This window comes from Frankia sp. CeRuru1, from assembly GCF_977966315.1.
On the sequence record NZ_CDWWEW010000048.1, the window covers coordinates 1 to 19,528 of the forward strand.

13 protein-coding genes are annotated in these 19,528 nt (G+C 70.5%); 5 read left to right on the forward strand and 8 right to left on the reverse strand.

Features of this window, described 5'->3' with window-relative positions:
- Nucleotides 1–32: 32 nt before the first annotated feature.
- From msrA to AC08OP_RS05860, 3 genes are all read right to left on the reverse strand, one after another.
- Nucleotides 33–737: a peptide-methionine (S)-S-oxide reductase MsrA gene (msrA, locus tag AC08OP_RS05850; protein WP_476613248.1), complete on the reverse strand. Its 705-nt coding sequence runs from the start codon at nucleotides 735–737 to the stop codon at nucleotides 33–35.
- 163 nt (nucleotides 738–900) lie between these two features.
- On the reverse strand, nucleotides 901–2,193 hold the full coding sequence (locus AC08OP_RS05855; protein WP_462187765.1) for a PhoH family protein: 1,293 nt from the start codon (nucleotides 2,191–2,193) through the stop codon (nucleotides 901–903).
- A gap of 1,169 nt (nucleotides 2,194–3,362) precedes the next feature.
- Entirely contained in the window at nucleotides 3,363–5,192 is a 1,830-nt protein-coding gene (locus AC08OP_RS05860) for a phosphoenolpyruvate carboxykinase (GTP) (protein WP_476613249.1), read from the reverse strand.
- A gap of 283 nt (nucleotides 5,193–5,475) precedes the next feature.
- Between AC08OP_RS05860 and trhA the strand changes: the two genes are divergently transcribed.
- Entirely contained in the window at nucleotides 5,476–6,171 is a 696-nt protein-coding gene (trhA, locus tag AC08OP_RS05865; protein WP_476613250.1) for a PAQR family membrane homeostasis protein TrhA, read from the forward strand.
- 264 nt (nucleotides 6,172–6,435) lie between these two features.
- Here the strand turns inward: trhA and AC08OP_RS05870 are convergent, their stop codons facing one another.
- Nucleotides 6,436–6,987, reverse strand: coding sequence for a hypothetical protein (locus tag AC08OP_RS05870; protein WP_476613251.1), 552 nt, complete (start codon nucleotides 6,985–6,987; stop codon nucleotides 6,436–6,438).
- 212 nt (nucleotides 6,988–7,199) lie between these two features.
- Complete coding sequence (locus AC08OP_RS05875) at nucleotides 7,200–9,221, reverse strand: thioredoxin domain-containing protein (RefSeq protein ID WP_476613252.1); 2,022 nt, start codon at nucleotides 9,219–9,221, stop codon at nucleotides 7,200–7,202.
- Between the two features lie 273 nt (nucleotides 9,222–9,494).
- On the opposite strand from AC08OP_RS05875, the gene AC08OP_RS05880 reads away from it, so the two are divergent.
- Nucleotides 9,495–12,755 carry a leucine--tRNA ligase gene (locus AC08OP_RS05880; RefSeq protein WP_476613253.1) on the forward strand — a complete coding sequence of 1,087 codons (3,261 nt, stop codon included), beginning with the start codon at nucleotides 9,495–9,497 and terminating at the stop codon, nucleotides 12,753–12,755.
- 20 nt (nucleotides 12,756–12,775) lie between these two features.
- Here AC08OP_RS05880 and AC08OP_RS05885 read toward each other — a convergent pair whose 3' ends face one another.
- Nucleotides 12,776–13,192, reverse strand: coding sequence for a hypothetical protein (locus AC08OP_RS05885; protein WP_476613254.1), 417 nt, complete (start codon nucleotides 13,190–13,192; stop codon nucleotides 12,776–12,778).
- 203 nt (nucleotides 13,193–13,395) lie between these two features.
- A complete protein-coding gene (gene mca / locus AC08OP_RS05890) occupies nucleotides 13,396–14,298 on the reverse strand; it encodes a mycothiol conjugate amidase Mca (RefSeq protein ID WP_462185942.1) in 903 nt (300 codons plus the stop codon).
- Between the two features lie 490 nt (nucleotides 14,299–14,788).
- Here mca and greA point away from each other — a divergent pair, with 490 nt between their 5' ends.
- The 3 genes from greA to AC08OP_RS05905 all read left to right on the forward strand — a co-directional run bounded on the left by greA (nucleotide 14,789) and on the right by AC08OP_RS05905 (nucleotide 18,872).
- A complete protein-coding gene (greA, locus tag AC08OP_RS05895; protein ID WP_462185943.1) occupies nucleotides 14,789–15,271 on the forward strand; it encodes a transcription elongation factor GreA in 483 nt (160 codons plus the stop codon).
- Nucleotides 15,272–15,370: 99 nt separating this feature from the next.
- Entirely contained in the window at nucleotides 15,371–16,834 is a 1,464-nt protein-coding gene (locus tag AC08OP_RS05900; RefSeq protein WP_476613255.1) for a magnesium chelatase ATPase subunit I, read from the forward strand.
- 43 nt (nucleotides 16,835–16,877) lie between these two features.
- Entirely contained in the window at nucleotides 16,878–18,872 is a 1,995-nt protein-coding gene (locus AC08OP_RS05905; RefSeq protein WP_476613256.1) for a vWA domain-containing protein, read from the forward strand.
- On the opposite strand, the gene AC08OP_RS05910 is transcribed toward AC08OP_RS05905, so the two are convergent.
- On the reverse strand, nucleotides 18,792–19,415 hold the full coding sequence (locus tag AC08OP_RS05910) for a PadR family transcriptional regulator (protein WP_476613257.1): 624 nt from the start codon (nucleotides 19,413–19,415) through the stop codon (nucleotides 18,792–18,794). The two genes, AC08OP_RS05905 and AC08OP_RS05910, sit on opposite strands and share 81 nt — an antisense overlap.
- Nucleotides 19,416–19,528: the final 113 nt, after the last annotated feature.

Sequence of the window (19,528 nt, forward strand, 5' to 3'; positions counted from 1 at the left end):
GTTCCCCCCGCTCCCGTCTCCGCTGGCCGCGCTCAGCCGGCGCTGGAGGCTTCCACGGACGTCCCGGCGCGGGGAGAACCGGCCGAGGCGACCCCCACCGGGCACGACAGCCCGGTGCCACCCAGGCCGCAGTAGCCGCCGGGGTTCTTGGCGTCGGAAAGGTACTGCTGGTGGTATTCCTCCGCGTAGTAGAACGGACCAGCCGGGGCGATCTCGGTGGTGATCGCCCCGAGGCCCGCCGCGGTCAGCACCTGCTGGAACGCCTCGCGGCTGGCAGCCGCCGCGGCGGCCTGCCCGGCGGTGGTGGTGTAGATCGCCGAACGGTACTGGGTGCCCACGTCATTGCCCTGCCGCATGCCCTGGGTCGGGTCGTGCCCTTCCCAGAACACGCGCAGCAGCTCCTCGTAGCCGACCTTCGCGGGGTCATACACCACAAGGACGACCTCGGTGTGCCCGGTCAGCCCGGAACACACCTCCTCGTAAGTGGGGTGCGGGGTGTGCCCTCCGGCGTAGCCGACGGCGGTGGTGTACACCCCGGGAACCTTCCAGAACGCGCGCTCGGCCCCCCAGAAGCAGCCGAGGCCGAACACGGCGGTCTCCAGACCCGCCGGGAACGGGCCGGCGAGCGGGGTCCCCAGCACGGTGTGCGGGACGTCGCCCGCGAACACCGGCCGATCCCGGCCAGGAAGGGCCTGCTCGGGCGTGGGCAGTGTCGTCTTGTGACGACCGAAGAACATGGGAAGCCACCTCCGGTGGTTGTCTCCTCGCACAACCGCGCACCGCGGCCACACGTTCCCGCAGCCCGGGACCCTCGGACGCCCTCCAGATGCTCTCCGGATATTCATCGAAAGTTCATCAGAGGTTCATCGAAAGTTCGCCGGGTGATCAGGGAGCACCCTGTCAGAGAACGAGATCCTCCAGCATCGTCGTGACCAGGGCCGCAATCGGCGATCGCTCGGAACGAGTGAGCGTGACGTGCGCGAACAACGGGTGGCCCTTCAGGGTCTCGATCACCGAGGCGACCCCGTCGTGCCGGCCGACCCGCAGGTTGTCGCGCTGGGCCACGTCGTGCGTGAGCACCACCCGTGACCCCTGCCCGAGCCTGGACAGCACGGTCAGCAGCACCCCGCGCTCCAGGGACTGAGCCTCGTCGACGATCACGAACGCGTCGTGCAGGGACCGGCCACGGATGTGCGTGAGCGGCAGCACCTCCAGCATCCCGCGATCCACGATCTCCTCGATGACCTCGGGGGAGACGAGCGCACCGAGGGTGTCGAACACCGCCTGGGCCCAGGGCGCCATCTTCTCGTTCTCACTGCCCGGGAGGTACCCGAGCTCCTGGCCACCGACGGCGTACAGCGGGCGGAAAACCACCACCCGGCGGTGCGCCCGGCGCTCCATCACAGCTTCGAGCCCGGCGCACAGGGCGAGCGCCGACTTACCGGTGCCGGCTCGACCGCCGAGGGAGACGATCCCGACATCCGGATCGAGCAGGAGGTCGAGGGCCACCCGCTGCTCGGCGGAGCGACCGTGCAGGCCGAACGCGTCGCGGTCGCCGCGGACGAGCCGGACCTGCTTGTCGGCGGTCACCCGGCCGAGCGCGGAGGCGCTCCCCCCGGTGGTGGTGAGGACCAGGCCGGTGTGGCAGGGCAGGTCGGCGGCCTCCAGGATCTCGGTGTACTCGCGGGAGTAAAGCCGGTCGAGGTCCTCCTGGGTGACGGTGAGCTCGGCCATCCCCGAGAAGCCGGTGTCCACCGGGGACAGCGCCTGGTACTCCTCGGCGGGCAACCCCAGCACCGACGCCTTGACCCGCAGCGGGAGATCCTTCGTGACCAGTACGACGTCGGCGCCCTCGCGGGCGAGGTTCATCGCGACGCACAGGATCCGCGAGTCGTTCGTGTCGACCCGGAACCCCAGTGGAAGCACCGCCGCATCGGTGTGATTGAGTTCCACCCGTAGCGTCCCGCCGTTGTCCAGCGGGAGCGGTTGATCGAGGCGACCATGCCGGATGCGCAGATCGTCCAGGATGCGTAGTGCCTCCCGGGCGAACCAGCCCAGTTCCGGGTGGTTCCTCTTACCTTCCAGCTCCCCTATGACAACGAGGGGGAGCACGACATTGTGCTCCGCGAACCGCAGCAGCGCGCCAGGATCAGAAAGCAGCACGCTTGTGTCGACGACATGCGTTCGTGGCACACGCCCACCCGCTTACTCGGAGGTAGTCCGGGACCGACCCCTGCAGGAGCCGGGCACCGGCCTCCTGGTGTAGTCGCGCTTGCGGCACCGAGGGGCCTCCCGAGAGGTCCGGCACCATGCCGGACCACGGCTTGAGACGCTAGCGCTCCCACGGTAACCGCAGCCCTCGATGATGGCGACCCACTTCCGACAACACGTTACGTTAAGAACTGGAAACGTCTCGCACCCCGGAGCTCCCGTCGCACCCTGATCGGTCACATTGCGTCCGGATCATGACGCGGAGCATCAACCGCCGCGCGCGGCGCCGTCGGAGACCGGACCACGAGCGTCCGCCCGAGAAAGCCAGGTCACCGCTCACTGCCCGGTTCAGAAGCCCCCGGACCTGCACTGACTCCGGCAACGGGCACCAACCGGGGCAACGGGCACCGACCGGCCGCAGGCCGCCACCGGATCCACGAGCCCGGCGACCGACGAGAGCCGGGTGACCGCGGGCGTGCCGGCCAGAGACACGGCGGGCCGAAACGCGACAGGCCAGAACGTGACAGGCCGAAACGTGACAGGCCGAAACGTGGCGACATGGGAGGGGGCACCCGAAACGCGGCGACCGAAAGGTGACGGCCTGAAGCGCGCCCACGGGGAAAACGTGACGGAACGCTATGGAACACCGCGGGCCGATGATCGGACACTCGTTGTCTCGACATGTCATCGAGATCGGATCGGACCGGACCGGGCCCGAAAGAGGGCGCCGACTGGCACCGTCGGGCGGGTCGGAGGAAATTCAGCCAACCGACTGGGGAATTCCCGGAAATTCATCCGGAGAAGGGATTGATCCCCGGCGAACATGCAGGGATCCGCGGAGTGGTCATTATCGGGTGGTGCTCCGCTCAGGTGAGCCGTAGCACGACACTCGGTAGGAACGCGGCCCGCCGACGGCGGAACAACGGACGCGACGCAGAGTTACGAATGAGTCCGCCGCCGACCGGTCGCCACGGGACGGGCCGGGAGCCCGCCGAGCGGGTCGGCCGAAGGCCGACCCGCTCGGGAGCGTCGCACGAAGTGGTGCCACGGATGGCTTGCGTTGCCACGGATGCCTTGCGAGGTGCTGCCACGAGGTGCCGTGCCAGCGGTGCGGTCCCCGAACGGAGCCCGCGGTTGGGTGCGTCAGCCGCTCAGCCTCCGCTGTTCAGCCGCTCGACGAGCGCCTCGTGCTCGGTCCACAGGGCGGCCGGAAGCCGTTCCCCGAACGTCTGGTAGTGCTCGGGGATCAGCTGGGCCTCCTGCTTCCACACCTCGACGTCCACCGTGAGCAGGGTCTCGAGGTCCTCCTCGGCGATGTCGAGGCCGTCGGCGGGTAGGGCGTCCTTCGTCGGCAGGACGCCGAGCGGCGTCTCCACCCCGGCTGCCGTGCCCTCCAGGCGACCGATGATCCAGGCGAGGACACGGCTGTTGTCGCCGAATCCCGGCCACAGGAACCTGCCCTCCGGGCTCTTGCGGAACCAGTTCACGTAGTAGATCCGCGGGAGCTTCGTCTGGTCGGCCTTCTGCCCGACCTCGAGCCAGTGGGCGAAGTAGTCGGCCATGTTGTAGCCGCAGAACGGCAGCATCGCGAAGGGGTCCCGGCGCAGCTTGCCGATCGCTCCGGCCTGGGCCGCCGTCGTCTCGGAGGCGACGATCGAGCCGAAGAACACCCCGCGCCGCCAGTCGGGAGCCTCGGTGACCAGCGGCACCGCGGTCGCCCGGCGCCCGCCGAACAGGATCGCCGAGATCGGCACGCCGCGCGGATCCTCCCACTCCGGGGCGATCGTCGGGCACTGGCCCGCCGGGACGGTGAAGCGGGCGTTGGGGTGTGCGGCGGGCTCGCTGGACTCGGGGGTCCAGTCGCGGCCCTTCCAGTCGATGAGGTGCGCCGGAGGCTGCTTGGTCAGCCCCTCCCACCAGACGTCACCGTCATCGGTCCTGGCCACGTTGGTGTAGACGACGTTGCCCCAGAGGGTCCTGACCGCGTTGGGGTTGGTCTGCTCGCCGGTCCCCGGGGCGACCCCGAAGAACCCGGCCTCCGGGTTGACCGCGTACAGCCGGCCGTCCTCACCGAAGCGCATCCAGGCGATGTCGTCACCGACGGTCTCCGCCTGCCAGCCCGGCAGGGTTGGGATGAGCATCGCCAGATTGGTCTTTCCACAAGCCGACGGAAATGCGGCGGCAATGTAGTGGACCTTGCCAGCGGGAGACGTCAGTTTGAGGATGAGCATGTGCTCGGCGAGCCAGCCCTCGTCGCGGGCCATGACCGACGCAATACGCAACGCATAGCACTTCTTGCCAAGTAGTGCGTTTCCGCCGTAACCTGAGCCGTAGGACCAGATCTCCCGGGTTTCCGGGAAATGGGTGATGTACTTCGTCGTATTGCACGGCCACGGGACATCGGCCTGGCCGGCTTCCAGCGGAGCGCCCAGGGAATGGACGGCCGGGACAAAGAAACCGTCCGTTCCGAGCTGCTCGAGGGCGGGCGTTCCCATCCGGGTCATCGTCCGCATGGAGATGACGACGTAGGGCGAGTCGGTGATTTCGACACCGAGGGCCGAGATGCGCGAGCCGAGCGGGCCCATGCAGAACGGGACGACGTACATCGTCCGACCCCGCATGCACCCTGCGAACAGGCCTCGGAGCGTGGCCCGCATCTCAGCAGGGTCGAGCCAGTTGTTGGTCGGGCCGGCGTCCTCCGCCTGCTCAGAGCAGATATAGGTACGGTCCTCCACGCGGGCCACGTCGCCCGGGTCCGAGGCGGCGTAAAAGCTGTTCGGACGTTTCTCGTCATTCAGCCGGACCAGGGTCCCCTGCTCGATCAGAAGGGAGGTCAGCCGATCGAACTCCGCGTCTGATCCATCGCACCACTCAACCCGGTCCGGCTGAGTGAGTTCGGCAATCTCGCGCACCCAGGCAACTAGCCTGGCGTGCCTCGTGGGGGCCACGTCCAGCCCCGAAACCTGTGCCGCGGTTGTCACAGCTCACACCTCCGGTCGAGTCGAACCTGCCGCGCTCTCTTCACCGTATGCAGGTGCCCACTTGAGAACTCGAACGTACTCGTGGACGTTCAGACAAAACCCACAATATAGGGGGAGTTCGAGGCCACGTTCAGGATCATTAGACTGTACCGCGCGTTCCGTCCGCAGTCGCGCGATAGCGAGTGCGCAGAAGCGTCGGATCCATCACGCACCGGTACGGACCGACTGCTGCCATCCGGCTCCGCTTCGTGACGGCACCGACCCTCGGGTTATCGTTCTCGGCGTGGCTTCCCTCGTACAGCAGCCGGCCGGGCCTCCGCAGACGGACATCGCCTCGCACCCGCGTGACCTGGTGCGACCGCGCATGCGGGGATGGCTACATGCCGGCGCGTTCCCGATCAGCCTGACACTAGGCATCATTGCGGTGGCGCTGGCTACCACGCTGCGTGCCCGGCTCGGTATCGCAGTTTACGCCCTGAGTATTGCGGCCCTCTTCGGAACGAGCGCCCTCTACCACCGGACGATGTGGTCGACATCACGCGCCCGGGCGCGCATGAAACGCCTCGACCATTCAATGATCTTTGTTTTCATCGCCGGCACTTACACCCCTTTCGCCCTGATTGCGATGCCGCCGACGACCGCTCGGGTGGTCCTGGCGGTGGTGTGGGGAGGGGCAGGACTCGGCGTCGCCATTCGGATGCTGTGGCTGCACTCGCCGCGGTACCTGACCGTGCCGCTCTACATCGCGCTCGGCTGGGTGGCCGTCTTCGTGATCCCGGAGCTCGCCCACCGGGCCGGGATCGCCTCGATGGTCCTTCTGCTCGTGGGGGGGGTCTGCTACAGCCTCGGCGCCGTCGTCTACGCCTGCCGGCGACCGGACCCGGTACCCACGATCTTCGGCTACCACGAGGTGTTCCATGCCTTCACCCTCGTCGCCGCGACCTGCCACTACATCGCGCTGCTCTTCGCCATCTACTAACAGCCTTCCCCCACACGGCGGCTTCGCCGCAGTGCGGGGACCCCTGGCATCGGGCACCGTACGGGGTCTCCACGCGATCACCTTCGGCGATCTTGCTGGGAGAGCCGTCGGAGGGCTTCGCCGCAGTGCGGGGACCCCTGGCATCGGGCACCGTACGGGGTCTCCACGCGATCACCTTCGGCGATCTTGCTGGGAGAGCCGTCGGAGGGCTTCGCCGCAGTGCGGGGACCCCTGGCATCGGGCACCGTACGGGGTCTCCGGCGACTACAGCCGAGGGCCCACCGAGCGGATCTTCTCCACCTGTTCCATGGCCTCCCGGAGCTGGCACAGCCAGCTGTCGGCGTTCTCGCCCACCAGACGTACGCACCAGGCGAGGGCCTCGCTGCGGCTGCGCGCCACCCCCGAGTCGACGAGGGTGTCGAGCACCTGGCGTTCCGGCTGGCGCAGCCGGGTCATCACCGGCACGGACAGTGCGGTGAACAGCTCGGTGGTGTCACCAAGGGTCGCGCCCCACGCCACCTTGCGGTTGTACCGATGTTCGGCCTTCGTGGCGATGGCGATCCGTTCCTCGCGGGTCTGCTCCCGGAACCGCCGGATCCGGGCCCCCGTCGCCGACGGCCCTCCTCCGGGCGCGGCGCCGCCGGCCGCGAGTACCCCGATGACCGTAATCTCGTCCCGGTCCACGACCACCGTGGGCATCCCGGCGAACCACCCGGCCGGGATGTGCTCGGCGAACCAGGCTGCGGCGTCGTCCGCCGGAACCACCTCCGCCCGATCCCCCGGCCTGCCGTACCCCCGTCCACGCGGACCGGACATGACGTGTCTCCTCGATCTCCGATCGGCACCCGCGTCGGGGCCCGCGCGCGGGCCCGGCCTGCCGGCCGATCCGGACCCGGAGGCCCGATCTGGCCCCCCGGAGCGGATCCGAAGAACCCCTCGTGACGATTACATGCTTACTGCATCACCAGTCTTACTGCATCGCCAGTACAACATGCTTACCGCATCACCAGTGAAAGAAGCGGGGACGGTCAGGTGGCCACCTTCACCCCGAGTTGGCGGCGCACCTCGGCGGCGGTTCGGGCCGGCAGCTCACAGACGAAGTCCCGGCACACGTACACCCCGGCCGTGTCCCGGCCGACGGTCAGCGGTCCGCTGGTCACCACGACCGCACCAGGCGCCGTGCCGAGGCGGGCGAGCCGTTCCAGCGCCGGGCTGCCCACGACCGCGACCTCGGCCGGCCCGGCCAGCAGCGCCTCGGCGACCGCACCGGCCCAACCGGCGAACCGGGCATCCCGGGCCAGCAGCGGAGCGACGCGCGCCACCGTCGTCTCGGCGGCCGACCGGTGTTCGGTGGAACCGGTCAACGCCGCGTAGCTGACCAGGGCGCCGGCGACAGCAGCCTGGCCCGACGGGGTCGCCGAGTCCGAGTCGTCCCGCGGCCGGCGCAACAGCACCTCCGCGTCGTCCGCGGTATCGAAGAACCCCCCGTCAGGAGCCGCGAACCGGTCACGGACGGTGTCCAGCAGCGTCCCGGCGAGCGCGAGCCACGCCGGATCGCCGGTGACCTGGTGCAGGGTGAGCAGCCCCTCGGCGACGTCGCCGTAGTCCTCCAGTACCCCGGCGTTCACGCCGACCCGGCCGTCCCGGCTCGTCCGGCGCAGGCGTCCGTCGACGAGATGCACGTCCCGGAGCAGGACGGCGGCCTGTTCGGCGGCCCGCACCCAGCCCGGCTCGTCGAACAACGCGCCGGCCTCGGCCAGCGCCGCGATGGCCAGGCCGTTCCAGGCGGCCACCACCTTGTCGTCGCGAGCCGGCTGCGGCCGGGTTGCCCGTGCCGCGGCCAGGGCCGCGCGGACCGCCGCGAACCTCGCCGGGTCGCCCGGGTCCGCCGGCAGGCGCAGCACCGACATACCACGTTCGAAACTGCCCTGCTCGGTGACGCCGAAGACGTCGGCGGCCCACCGGCCGTCTTCCGGCCCGAGGACGGCGACGAGCTGGGCGGGTGCCCAGGCGTAGCTGGCCCCCTCCTCGGGGTGCGCTCCCGCCGGGGCGGCGCTCGCGGGAACGGCGCTCGCGGGAACCGCATCCGCGTCGAGCGCCGAGGCGAACCCCCCCTGGGGGGTGCGCAGATCCGCGAGCAGGAAGGCGGCCGTCTCCCGGGCCACCCGTTCGGCCAGCGCCGACCCGGTGGCCCGCCACAGGTGCAGATAGACCCGCAGCAGCTGCGCGTTGTCGTACAGCATCTTCTCGAAGTGCGGGACCGTCCACGTCGCATCGACGCTGTACCGGGCGAACCCCCCGGCGAGCTGGTCGTAGATGCCCCCACGCGCCATCCGTTCGCAGGTCACCGCGACCATCTCCAGGCTGCGCGCGTCCCCCGTGCGGGCGGAGTGCCGCAGCAGCATCTCGGCGACCATGGACGGCGGGAACTTCGGCGCACCGCCGAATCCACCGTGACGGGCATCGAAGCGGGCCGACAGCCCCGCCACGGCGGTGTCGAGCAGAGCCGGGGTGATCTCGGCGGCGGGACCGGACGCCGGACCGCGCATCGCCGCCTCGGCGAGCCGGCGGGCGATGTCCGCCCCCGACTCCTCGATCTCTTCCCGCCGGGTCTGCCAGGCCTCGGTGACCGCCGCCAGGACCTGGCGGAACGACCCCATGCCGGGCCGGGGACGCGGCGGGAAGTAGGTGCCGGCGAAGAACGGCTCGGCGGTAGGGGTGAGGAACACCGTCATCGGCCAGCCGCCGTGCCCGGTCAGGGCGACGGTGACATCCATGTAGACGGAGTCGACGTCGGGCCGCTCCTCCCGATCCACCTTGATGTTGACGAAGTGGTCGTTCATGTACTCGGCGGTCACGGCGTCCTCGAACGACTCGTGCGCCATGACATGGCACCAGTGGCAGGATGCGTAGCCCACCGAGAGCAGCACCGGCACCCCCCGCCGGGCCGCCTCCGCGAAGGCCGCCGGGCTCCAGGGCCACCAGTCGACCGGGTTGTCCGCGTGCTGCAGCAGGTACGGAGACGTCTGCTCCGCGAGCTTGTTAGGCACCCGAACTCCTCATGATCTGTGTCCGCCAGGCCCGCGGAACCCCGTAGGCCTCTGGATATGCAACCAAAGGCGCGCCCAGGTAGTCCGCCCTCATCTCCACGCCGCGCCGACGTGATCGGCGCGCTTCCTCGACCGGCCCGCCGCGCCGGCGTACCCGGCGGATAGGCTCGTGGGACCGCACGATCCCCGCCGTCCACTCGCTCGACCGCCGTCCGCCAGGCCGCCGTTCCCGCCGCGAGAGCGGTGAGAGGGTCGACGTACCAACGAGTTTGGATGGCACGAGCGATGAGTGAGACGGCCGAGCCCGGCGCCCGGACCGGCGCCGCGGACACCACGGTGGCACCGACCGACGCGTCCGGCGGGACCACCCCGGCAGCCGCGGGCACCGCGGGCGGCGCCCCCACCGGGACCGGGGGCGGCGAGCCGAGCTTCCGGTACGACGCCCGGCTCGCCGCCGACATCGAGCGGCGCTGGCAGCACCGGTGGGCCGACGAGGGCACGTTCAACTCGCCGAACCCGGTCGGGCCGCTCTCGGCGGGCTTCGAGAAGGTCGCCGGCCGGGAGCCGTTCTACATCATGGACATGTTCCCCTATCCGAGCGGCTCGGGGCTGCACGTCGGGCACCCGCTGGGGTACATCGGTACCGACGTGTTCGCCCGCTACCTGCGGATGTCCGGCCGGCACGTGCTGCATCCGTTCGGATACGACTCCTTCGGCCTGCCCGCCGAGCAGTACGCGATCAACACGGGCCAGCATCCCCGCGACACCACCAATACCAACATCGCCAACATGCGCCGCCAGCTCTCCCGGCTGGGGCTGGGCCACGACACCCGCCGCGAGATCGCGACGACCGGCGTGGGCTACTACCGCTGGACGCAGTGGATCTTCCAGCAGATCTTCAACAGCTGGTACGACCCGCAGGCCGACCGGGCCCGGCCGATCGCCGAGCTGATCGAGGAGTTCGCCGCGGGCACCCGGGCGCCGGTAGCCGGCCCCGCCGGGGGGAACACGGCCGTGTCGGTTGACGCGGTCCGGGCGGCGAACCCGGCCGGGCTGGCGTGGGCCGAGCTCGACGAAGTGTCCCGCCGGAAGGCCGTCGACGCGCACCGCCTGGCCTACATCTCCGAACAGCTGGTCAACTGGTGCCCGGGGCTGGGCACCGTGCTGGCGAACGAGGAGGTCACCGCCGACGGCCGCAGCGACATCGGGAACTACCCGGTGTTCCGCCGGCCGCTGAAGCAGTGGGTCCTGCGGATCACCGCCTACGCCGAGCGGCTGATCTCCGACCTCGACCTGGTCGACTGGCCGGACTCGATCAAGCAGATGCAGCGCAACTGGATCGGTCCGAGCGAGGGCGCCAGCGTCGAGTTCACCGTCGTCGCCCCCGGCGAGGGGACAGGTGCGTCCAGTCCGTTCGATCTGTTCAATCCCTCCGATCCCTCCGATCCGTCCGATCCGTCCGGCTCATCGACCGCCCGGCGCATCGAGGTCTATACCACCCGCCCGGACACCCTGGCGGGGGCCACCTTCCTGGTGCTTGCGCCCGAACATCCCCTGGTCGACACGCTGATCGCCGACACCTGGCCGACGGGCACCCCGGTGAGCTGGCGCTTCCCGGCGGGACGGCGGGGCGGCGGCACGGAACCGGCGGGCGCCGCCGGGTCGGATGCAGGCACCGCCGGGCCGGAGGCGGGCGCCGATCCGGCGTGGACCCCGCGAGCCGCCGTCGACGCCTACCGGGAGTTCGCGGCCCACCGCAGCGACCGGCAGCGCGGCGAGGAGGTCATCGACCGCACCGGCGTGTTCACCGGCTCGTACGTGCGCAACCCGGTCGGTGGCGGGGTCATCCCGGTCTTCCTGGCCGACTATGTGTTGCTGGGCTACGGCACCGGGGCGATCATGGCGGTGCCGGCACACGACAGCCGGGACTTCTCCTTCGCCCGCGCGTTCGACCTGCCGATCCCCGCCGTGCTGGAGCCGGACGCGGACTGGTACGCCACGCACGGGGTAGTACCCGCGACTCCATCGGCGCAGTGGCCCGAGGCGTTCAGTGGTGCGGGCGAGTATCGGCCCGGTCCGGCCGGCGCCCCGGTGCTGGTCGGCCTGTCGAAGAGCGAGGCGATCAAGGCCACGGTTCACTGGCTGGAGGAGATCGGCGCCGGCAGGTCGGCGCGGTCGTACCGGCTGCGGGACTGGCTGTTCTCCCGCCAGCGGTACTGGGGCGAGCCGTTCCCGATCGTCTTCGACGCCGACGGGCTCCCCCACGCGGTTCCCGACGAGCTGCTGCCGATCGAGCTGCCGGAGATGACCGACTTCCGGCCCACGGCGATGGCCGAGGACGACGCGAGCGACCCGGTGCCCCCCCTGGCCCGGGTGGCCGACTGGGTGACGGTCACCCTGGATCTCGGCGACGGGCCGAAGCAGTACCGGCGTGAGACGAACACCATGCCGCAGTGGGCCGGTTCGTGTTGGTACTACCTGCGCTACCTGGACCCGACCAACACCGAGCGCTTCGTCGACCCGATCGTCGAGCGCTACTGGATGGCCGGGCCGGGCGCGGTTCCCGGCGACGGCGGCGTCGATCTGTACGTCGGCGGCGTCGAGCACGCCGTGCTGCACCTGCTCTACGCCCGGTTCTGGCACAAGGTGCTCTACGACCTGGGCCACGTCTCGACCAAGGAGCCGTTCAAGCGGCTGTTCAACCAGGGCTATATCCAGGCGGATGCCTTCACCGACGCCCGGGGCATGTACGTCCCGGCGGCCGAGGTGACGGCGACCCCCGACGGCCGGTTCCTCTTCCGGGGCGCCCCGGTCAACCGACGCTCGGGCAAGATGGGCAAGAGCCTGAAGAACAGCGTCAGCCCGGACGAGATGTACGACCGGTTCGGCGCCGACACGCTGCGCGTCTACGAGATGGCAATGGGCCCGCTCGACGCCGACCGGCCATGGCACACCGACGACATCGTCGGTTCGCACCGGTTCCTCCAGCGGCTGTGGCGCACCGTCGTCGACGAGACCACCGGGGCGGCCGCCGTCGTCGACGAGCCGTTGGACGACGAGGCTCTTCGCGTCCTGCACCGGACGATCCTCACGGTCACCGCCGAATACGCGGGGCTGCGGTTCAACACCGCGGTCGCCCGGCTCATCGAACTGACCAACTTCGTCAGCAAAAGCTACGGGAAGTCCCCCACCCCCCGCGCGCTCGCCGAGCCGCTCACCCTGATGGCGGCCCCGCTGGCCCCGCACATCGCCGAGGAACTGTGGTCCCGCCTCGGTCACGAGGAGTCGGTCAGCACGGTCGTCTTCCCGATCGGGGATCCGGCGCTGGCCGCCGAGTCGGTCAGGACGATCCCGGTCCAGGTGAACGGGAAGGTCCGGTTCACCCTCGAGGTTCCGGACGGCTCGGCGGAGCAGACGGTTCGCGATCTGCTCGCCGCGCATCCCGAGTTCGCCCGGCAGACCGACGGTCAGACGATCAAGAAGATCATCGTCGTGCCCGGTCGGATCGTGAATATCGCCACCTCCCCCGCCTAACCGGGGTCTGCGGCAGCCGCCTACCGATCGCTCCCCGCGGAGCCCGCGGGGGGTCCGGGCTGGGTCGGCAGGTCCAGCTGCTTGCCGCCACCCGCCGGGCCCGCCGGGCTACCGGCGCCGGGGGTGCCGGGGGTGCCGGGGGTCTCCTCGACGACCTCCCCGTCGATAACCGGCGCATCTCCCCCGGGCAAGGCGGCGGAACCGCGCCCGCCACGGCGCCCGTCTCCACCGTCCAGCCGGCGTATCGCGTTCGGATCAGAGTCGCCGCCGGCGAACTCGCCGCTGGCGACGTTCGACCGCATCCGGCGCAGGCTCTTCGAGAGGAAGAAGAAGATCACACTGGATGCCACGATCAGTGCCAGGACAACGAGGAACCCGACGGCTCCGGCGTCGATCTTCCTCTCGACCAGCACGGAAGCGGCGAAGACCTCGTTCACGGCCACGTCCTCACACCTGGTGTCCTCTGGTGTCCGCCACACCTGCTGTCACCGCCCGCCACGGGGACACTCCACGACGGGCGCCAGTTCCGACCCTACGCCCTGCCGTGCGAGCCCTCCGCCTCCGCGGCCACGCACCGTTGAATAGATCACATACTGTTCAAAAAGTCACATGCCGTGCGAAAGGTCACATCACCGGAAAGTCACACACCGTTGAACAGATCGTCTTCGGGCAGCATGCCGACCTCGATGAGAGAACGGGCCAGCTGGTAGTCTTCCGTCGGCCAAGCGTCCCGCTGCGCCTCCAGGGGTATCCGGAACCACCATCCGGTGGGGTCGACCTGGGTGGCGTGGGCGATCAGCGCCCGGTCGCGGGTCTCGAACCAGTCCGCGCACTCCACCTGGGTGGTGAGCCGACCGGTGTCCTCGGCGCGGTCGACCCACTCGGCCAGCCGCTCGGCATAGGGGGACTCCAGACCGCGGGCCATCATCTCCTCGTGGAGAGCCAGGATGCGCTCCTTGTGGAAGGTGAGGTGGTAGTAGAGCTTGAGCGGCTGCCAGGGTTCGAGGCCGGCGTCGGCACCGACCTCGGGATAACGGTCGGGATCACCGGCCGCCTCGAACGCCTCCACACTGACCCGATGGGTCATGATGTGGTCGGGATGCGGATATCCGCCCGACTCATCGTAGGTCGTGATGACCTGCGGCCGGAACTGACGGATCAACCGGACCAGCGGACGGGCCGCCTCGTCGAGCGCGATGGTGGCGAACCGCCCGTCCGGAACGGGCGGCGGCGGATCGCCCTCAGGAAGCCCGGAGTCGACGAAGCCGAGCCACTCTTGGCGGACCCCGAGGATGAGCCGGGCAGCCTCCATCTCCTGCCTGCGGATCTCCGCCATCCGGGCGGCGACACCCGGCTGGTCCATCGCGGGATTGAGAATGCTGCCCTCCTCTCCCCCGGTACACGTGACCACGAGCACGTCGGCGCCCTCGCTGGCGTAACGTGCCATGGTGGCGGCGCCCTTGCTGGACTCGTCATCGGGGTGGGCGTGGATGGCCATCAAGCGCAGGCCATGCCGATCGTGGACCGCAGGCATGCGGCCCATTGTTCCTGATGCCCCGGCGTTCCTGATGCCCCGGCGTTGTTCCGAGCTCACTGGCCCGAGTGGTCCGAGCTCGCCCGGGGAACCGCCGGGGCCCGCCCCGCGTTCGGTCTAGAAAAGTCACCCAACGCCGTGGCACAATGCACCGTCCGCGCATGCTTCGACGGCAGGGCATGCTTCGACGGCAGGGCATGCTTCGACGGCAGGGCATGCTTCGACGGCAGGCCTGCCGTCGACCGGCGCACCGACATCGTCGTCGGCCCGGCCCGAAGGGCCGATGGACGACGGCCGGTCCCGTCGTCCTCCCACCCCTGCGTGAAGCATTCGTGGTCGAGGTCGAAGGCAAGGGCTGTCGGATCACCCGTAAGGGCTGACCCGCCGGTCCGGGGCTTCCAGGCGGTCCAGACGCCGCCGGAGCCACCAAGCCCGACATCTTCCTTGATTCATTTTGGTATGATGGTCCTTTTGATGTTCACCGAGGAGCGTGACCCGCGTGACGCAGCAGACTTGGCTCACCCAGGAGGCATACGACCGGCTCCGCTCCGAGCTCGACTACCTGACCGGCCCGTGGCGTACGGAGATCGCGACCAAAATTGAAGCTGCCCGCGAGGAGGGCGACCTCAAGGAAAACGGCGGCTACCACGCGGCCAAGGAGGAGCAGGGCAAGCAGGAGGCCCGGATTCGCCAGCTCACGGACCTGCTGCGCGACGCCCAGGTCGGCGAGGCACCCGCGGCGACCGGCGAGGCCGGCCCCGGCACCGTCGTCGAGGTGCGCTTCCCCGGCGAACGGGAGACGGAGAAGTTCCTCATCGGCTCGCGTGAGGACCACAGCACGCCCATCGAGGTCTTCTCCCCGGCGTCCCCGCTGGGCGGCGCGGTGACCGGGCGCAAGGCGGGCGAGACCGTCTCCTACACGCTGCCCAACGGCCGTTCGGCCAAGGTCGAGATCGTCTCGGTGTCGCCCTACTCGGGCTGACTACGCCAGCAGCGGACGACTGCCGACCCGGCTGCACGGGTGGCGGCATCGGCGTACCGTCGACGGGTGGAGGATCTGCCGGCACAGCCCAGTCATTCCATGCCACCGACCGTTCCACCGACCGTGGCATCTCCGGCCCACCCGCCGACGGCCGCCGCCTCGCGGCTCACCACCCTGGGTGAGCTGCGCCGCAGCGGGCACGCGCACCGCCCGGTGCGGACGGAGCTGCGCGACAACCTCGTCGCCCTGATGCGGGGCGACGGCCCCCGGTTCCCGGGCATCGTCGGTTTCGGCGAGACCGTCCTTCCCCAGGTCGAGCGGGCCATCCTGGCCGGCCACGACATCGTCTTCCTCGGCGAGCGCGGGCAGGGCAAGACCCGGCTCATCCGCACTCTGGTGAGCCTGCTCGACGAGTGGTCGCCGGCCGTCGCCGGCTGTGAGATCAACGACCACCCCTACGCGCCGGTCTGCGGCCGATGCCGCGCGCTGGCGGCCGATCTCGGTGACGCGCTGCCGGTGGTCTGGCGGCACCGCGGCGAGCGGTTCAGCGAGAAGCTCGCGACCCCGGACACAAGCGTCGGCGACCTCATCGGCGACGTCGACCCGGTGAAGGTCGCCGAGGGCCGCACGCTCGGCGATCCCGAGACGGTCCACTACGGGCTGGTGCCGCGCACCAACCGCGGGATCTTCAGCGTCAACGAGCTGCCCGACCTCGCCGAACGGATCCAGGTCGCGCTGCTCAACGTGCTGGAGGAGCGGGACATCCAGGTCCGCGGCTACCTGCTCCGGCTGCCGCTGGACCTGCTGCTGGTCGCTTCGGCCAACCCCGAGGACTACACCAACCGAGGGCGGATCATCACGCCGCTCAAGGACCGGTTCGGCGCCGAGGTCCGCACCCACTACCCGCTGCACCTCACCGACGAACTGGCGCTGATCCGCCAGGAGGCGGTGATGTCCTGGGCGGGGTCCCCGCTCGGCGCGCCGGAAATACCCGATCACCTAGTGGAGATCGTGGCCCGGTTCACCCGGCTGGTGCGCGACGCCCCCCAGGTCGACCAGCACTCGGGGGTATCGGCCCGGCTGTCGGTGGCCGCGGCCGAGACGGTGGCGGCCTCGGCGGTCCGCCGCGCGGCGCTGACCGGCGAGGAGACGCCCACCGCACGGGTGGTCGACCTCGCCGCGATCGTCCCGGCAGTACGCGGCAAGATCGAGTTCGACCAGCTGGAGGAGGACCGGGAGGACGAGGTCCTCGCGCTGCTGCTGCGCCGCGCGGTGGCCGAGACGTTCCGGGCGAGACTGGCCGGCGCGGACCTCACCGGCCTGCAGGCCCGCTTCGACGCGGCTGGCCCGGTCGAGACCGGCGACCTGGTAGCGGCGGCCGAGCTGCTGCGCCGGGTCGGGCCGGTGCCCGGGCTCGCGGCGATCCTGACCAGGCTCGGCGTGGACGGGGCGGAGTCGCCGGGGCTCGCGGCGGCCGCACTGGAGCTGGCGATGGAGGGACTGCACCTCAACCGTCGGCTGGCCAAGGAAGAGCTTCCCGGACGGACCGTCTACGGCACCTGACCCGGCGGCACCTGACCTCGCACGGAAGCTTCCAGGAGGAACAGTGAGTTCCGGAACATTCCGTTATGGCCCGTGGGACGGCGGACCCGATCCACTCGCCTCCCCCTTCACCGCGTCCGACGCCCTGGATGAGATGTCCCGCCAGATTCTGGAGGGACGCACCCCGCGGGAGGCGCTGGAGTCGCTGCTGCGCCGGGGCATGCCGGGCCGGCGTGGTCTGGACGACATGCGCCGGGCCGTCGAGCGGCACCGGCGGGAGGCCCGGTCCCGCGGCCGGATGGACGGGACGCTCCAGGAGGTCCGCCGGCTGCTCGACACCGCCGTGGGCCAGGAACGGGCGGCGCTGTTCCCCGACCCCTCCGACGACGCCCGGCTGCGCGAGGCCGAGCTGGACGCGCTGCCCGCGGACCCCGCCCGTGCGGTGCGCTCGCTCGCCGAGTACGACTGGCGGTCCCCGCCGGCCCGCGAGACGTACGAGAAGATCTCCGAGCTGCTGCGTCGCGAGGTCCTCGATTCCCAGTTCAAGGGAATGAAGCAGGCCCTGGAAGGGGCCGCGCCCGAAGACTTCGCCCGGATCCGGGAGATGGTCGCCGCGCTCAACGCCCTGCTGGAGGCGGACGCCCGTGGTGAGGACACCGACGAGGCGTTCGCCCGGTTCATGCGAGAGTTCGGCGACTTCTTCCCGGAGAACCCCGGCTCGCTGGAGGAACTGGTCGACGCGCTGGCCCGCCGGGCCGCCGCCGCCGCGCGGTTACTGGCCGGGCTCACCCCGCAGCAGCGCTCCGAACTCGCCGACCTGATGTCCACGGCGATGGAGGACCTGGGGCTCGCCGCAGAGATGTCACGACTGGCGCAGGCGCTGCGCGCGTCCCGACCGGACCTCAACTGGGGTGGACGGGTGCGGGGGCGGGCCGGCCGGTTGGGCGACGGCCTGACCGGCGAGGAACCGCTCGGCCTCGGCGACGCCACCACCGCGCTGGAGGAGCTCGCGGAGCTGGACGAACTGGCCGCCGCGCTGGGGCAGGACTACGCCGGGGCATCCCTGGAGGACGTCGACCCCGAGGCGGTGGCCCGGGCGCTGGGCCGGTCCGCCGTCGACGATCTGCGGGGGCTGCAGGAGATCGAACGGGAGCTGGAACGGCAGGGATTCCTCACCCGCCGGGCCGGGAGCCTCGAGCTCACCCCACGGGCGGTGCGCCGGATCGGGCAGGCCGCGCTGGCCCGGATCTTCCGGCAGGTCTCCGCCCGAGGCCGCGGGGATCACAGTGTGACCGACGCGGGTTCCGCCGGGGATCTGCTGGGCACCTCCCGGGCCTGGCAGTTCGGCGACACCCAGCCGATCGACGTCGTCCGCACAGTCCGCAACGCGGTGCTGCGCGGCGGTCCGCCCGGCCGGGGCCACCCGATCCGCCTGGCGGTGGCCGACTTCGAGGTCGCCGAGACGGAGCGCCGCGCCACGGCAGCGGTGTGCCTGCTCGTCGACCTGTCCTACTCGATGGCGCTGCGAGGCACCTGGGGCATCGCGAAGTCGACGGCACTCGCGCTGCACACGCTCGTCAGCACGTCGTTCCCGCAAGACAAGATCCACATTGTCGGCTTCTCGGACTACGCCCGGGAGCTGCGGCCGGTCGAGCTCGCCGGACTCGACTCCGAGATGGTGCAGGGCACGAACCTGCAGCACGCCCTGCTCATCGCGGGCCGGCTGCTGAGCCGCTACCCGCAGGCGGAGCCGGTCATCATGGTAGTCACCGACGGTGAGCCCACCGCGCACCTGCTGCGCGACGGGACTCCCTCGTTCTCCTGGCCGCCGATGCCCGAGACCCTGGAGCTGACCCTGGCCGAGGTCGACCGGCTCACCCGGCGCGGCGTGACCGTCAATGTGTTCATGCTCGACGACGAGCCACGGCTGGTGCAGTTCGTCGAGGAGATGGCCAGACGCAACGGCGGGCGGGTTCTCTCACCCGATCCCGCCGCCCTCGGCAACTACGTCATCCGGGACTACCTGCGGGCCCGGGGCAGGCACCGCACCGTCCGCTGACCGCCGCGCCGCCCCGCCCGGCTCGGCGGCGAGGCGTTCCCAGAACTCGACCGCGAGCTCCTCGTAGCCGAGCCCGAGATCGAGGGCCCGGCGCAGCGACCAGGCCAGGGCGCCCGCGGGCAGCGCGGTCAGGGAGCGGTACACCTCCAGGTGAGCGCGATGCGCCGCCGCCTGGGCCCGCGCGAGCCGGCTGACATCACCCGGCCGGCCCAGATCGGCGAATGCCAGCTTGAGCAGACCGGAATCGCGCAGCTCGGTGCGCCCGGCCTCCGGGACGGCGAGCCACCCGGCCAACCTGCTCCGGCCGGCGCCGGTCAGGCGAAAGATCCGCCGCCTGCGGCCGGACTCCTCCCGTTCCTCAGAAAGGAGTCCGGCCGCGGCAAGGCGGGGCGGCTCCTTGTAGAGCTGGGCGTGCGGAAACGACCAGAAGTTACCGATCGAGCCGGCAACCGCGACCTTGAGCTCGTACGGAGTGGCACTGCCACGCCGCGCTACCTCCCCCAGGACCAGATACGACACCGGCGTCAGCGCGATTCCAGCCATGGTCTCAATGATATGACTTGAATGATACGGGTTGATAGGTACTGTCTTTTTCGGACTATCTACCACCTAGCTGTCTTACGCCTACAGTCCTCTCCAGCCGACCCATGGAGATG

Bases quoted from the DNA above. Each gene is read 5' to 3' on its own strand.
- msrA (WP_476613248.1), bottom strand. From the start codon at position 737: ATGTTCTTCGGTCGTCACAAGACGACACTGCCCACGCCCGAGCAGGCC.
- AC08OP_RS05870 (WP_476613251.1), bottom strand. From the start codon at position 6,987: ATGTCCGGTCCGCGTGGACGGGGGTACGGCAGGCCGGGGGATCGGGCG.
- AC08OP_RS05880 (WP_476613253.1), top strand. From the start codon at position 9,495: ATGGCACGAGCGATGAGTGAGACGGCCGAGCCCGGCGCCCGGACCGGC.
- mca (WP_462185942.1), bottom strand. From the start codon at position 14,298: ATGGGCCGCATGCCTGCGGTCCACGATCGGCATGGCCTGCGCTTGATG.
- AC08OP_RS05900 (WP_476613255.1), top strand. From the start codon at position 15,371: ATGCCACCGACCGTTCCACCGACCGTGGCATCTCCGGCCCACCCGCCG.
- AC08OP_RS05910 (WP_476613257.1), bottom strand. From the start codon at position 19,415: ATGGCTGGAATCGCGCTGACGCCGGTGTCGTATCTGGTCCTGGGGGAG.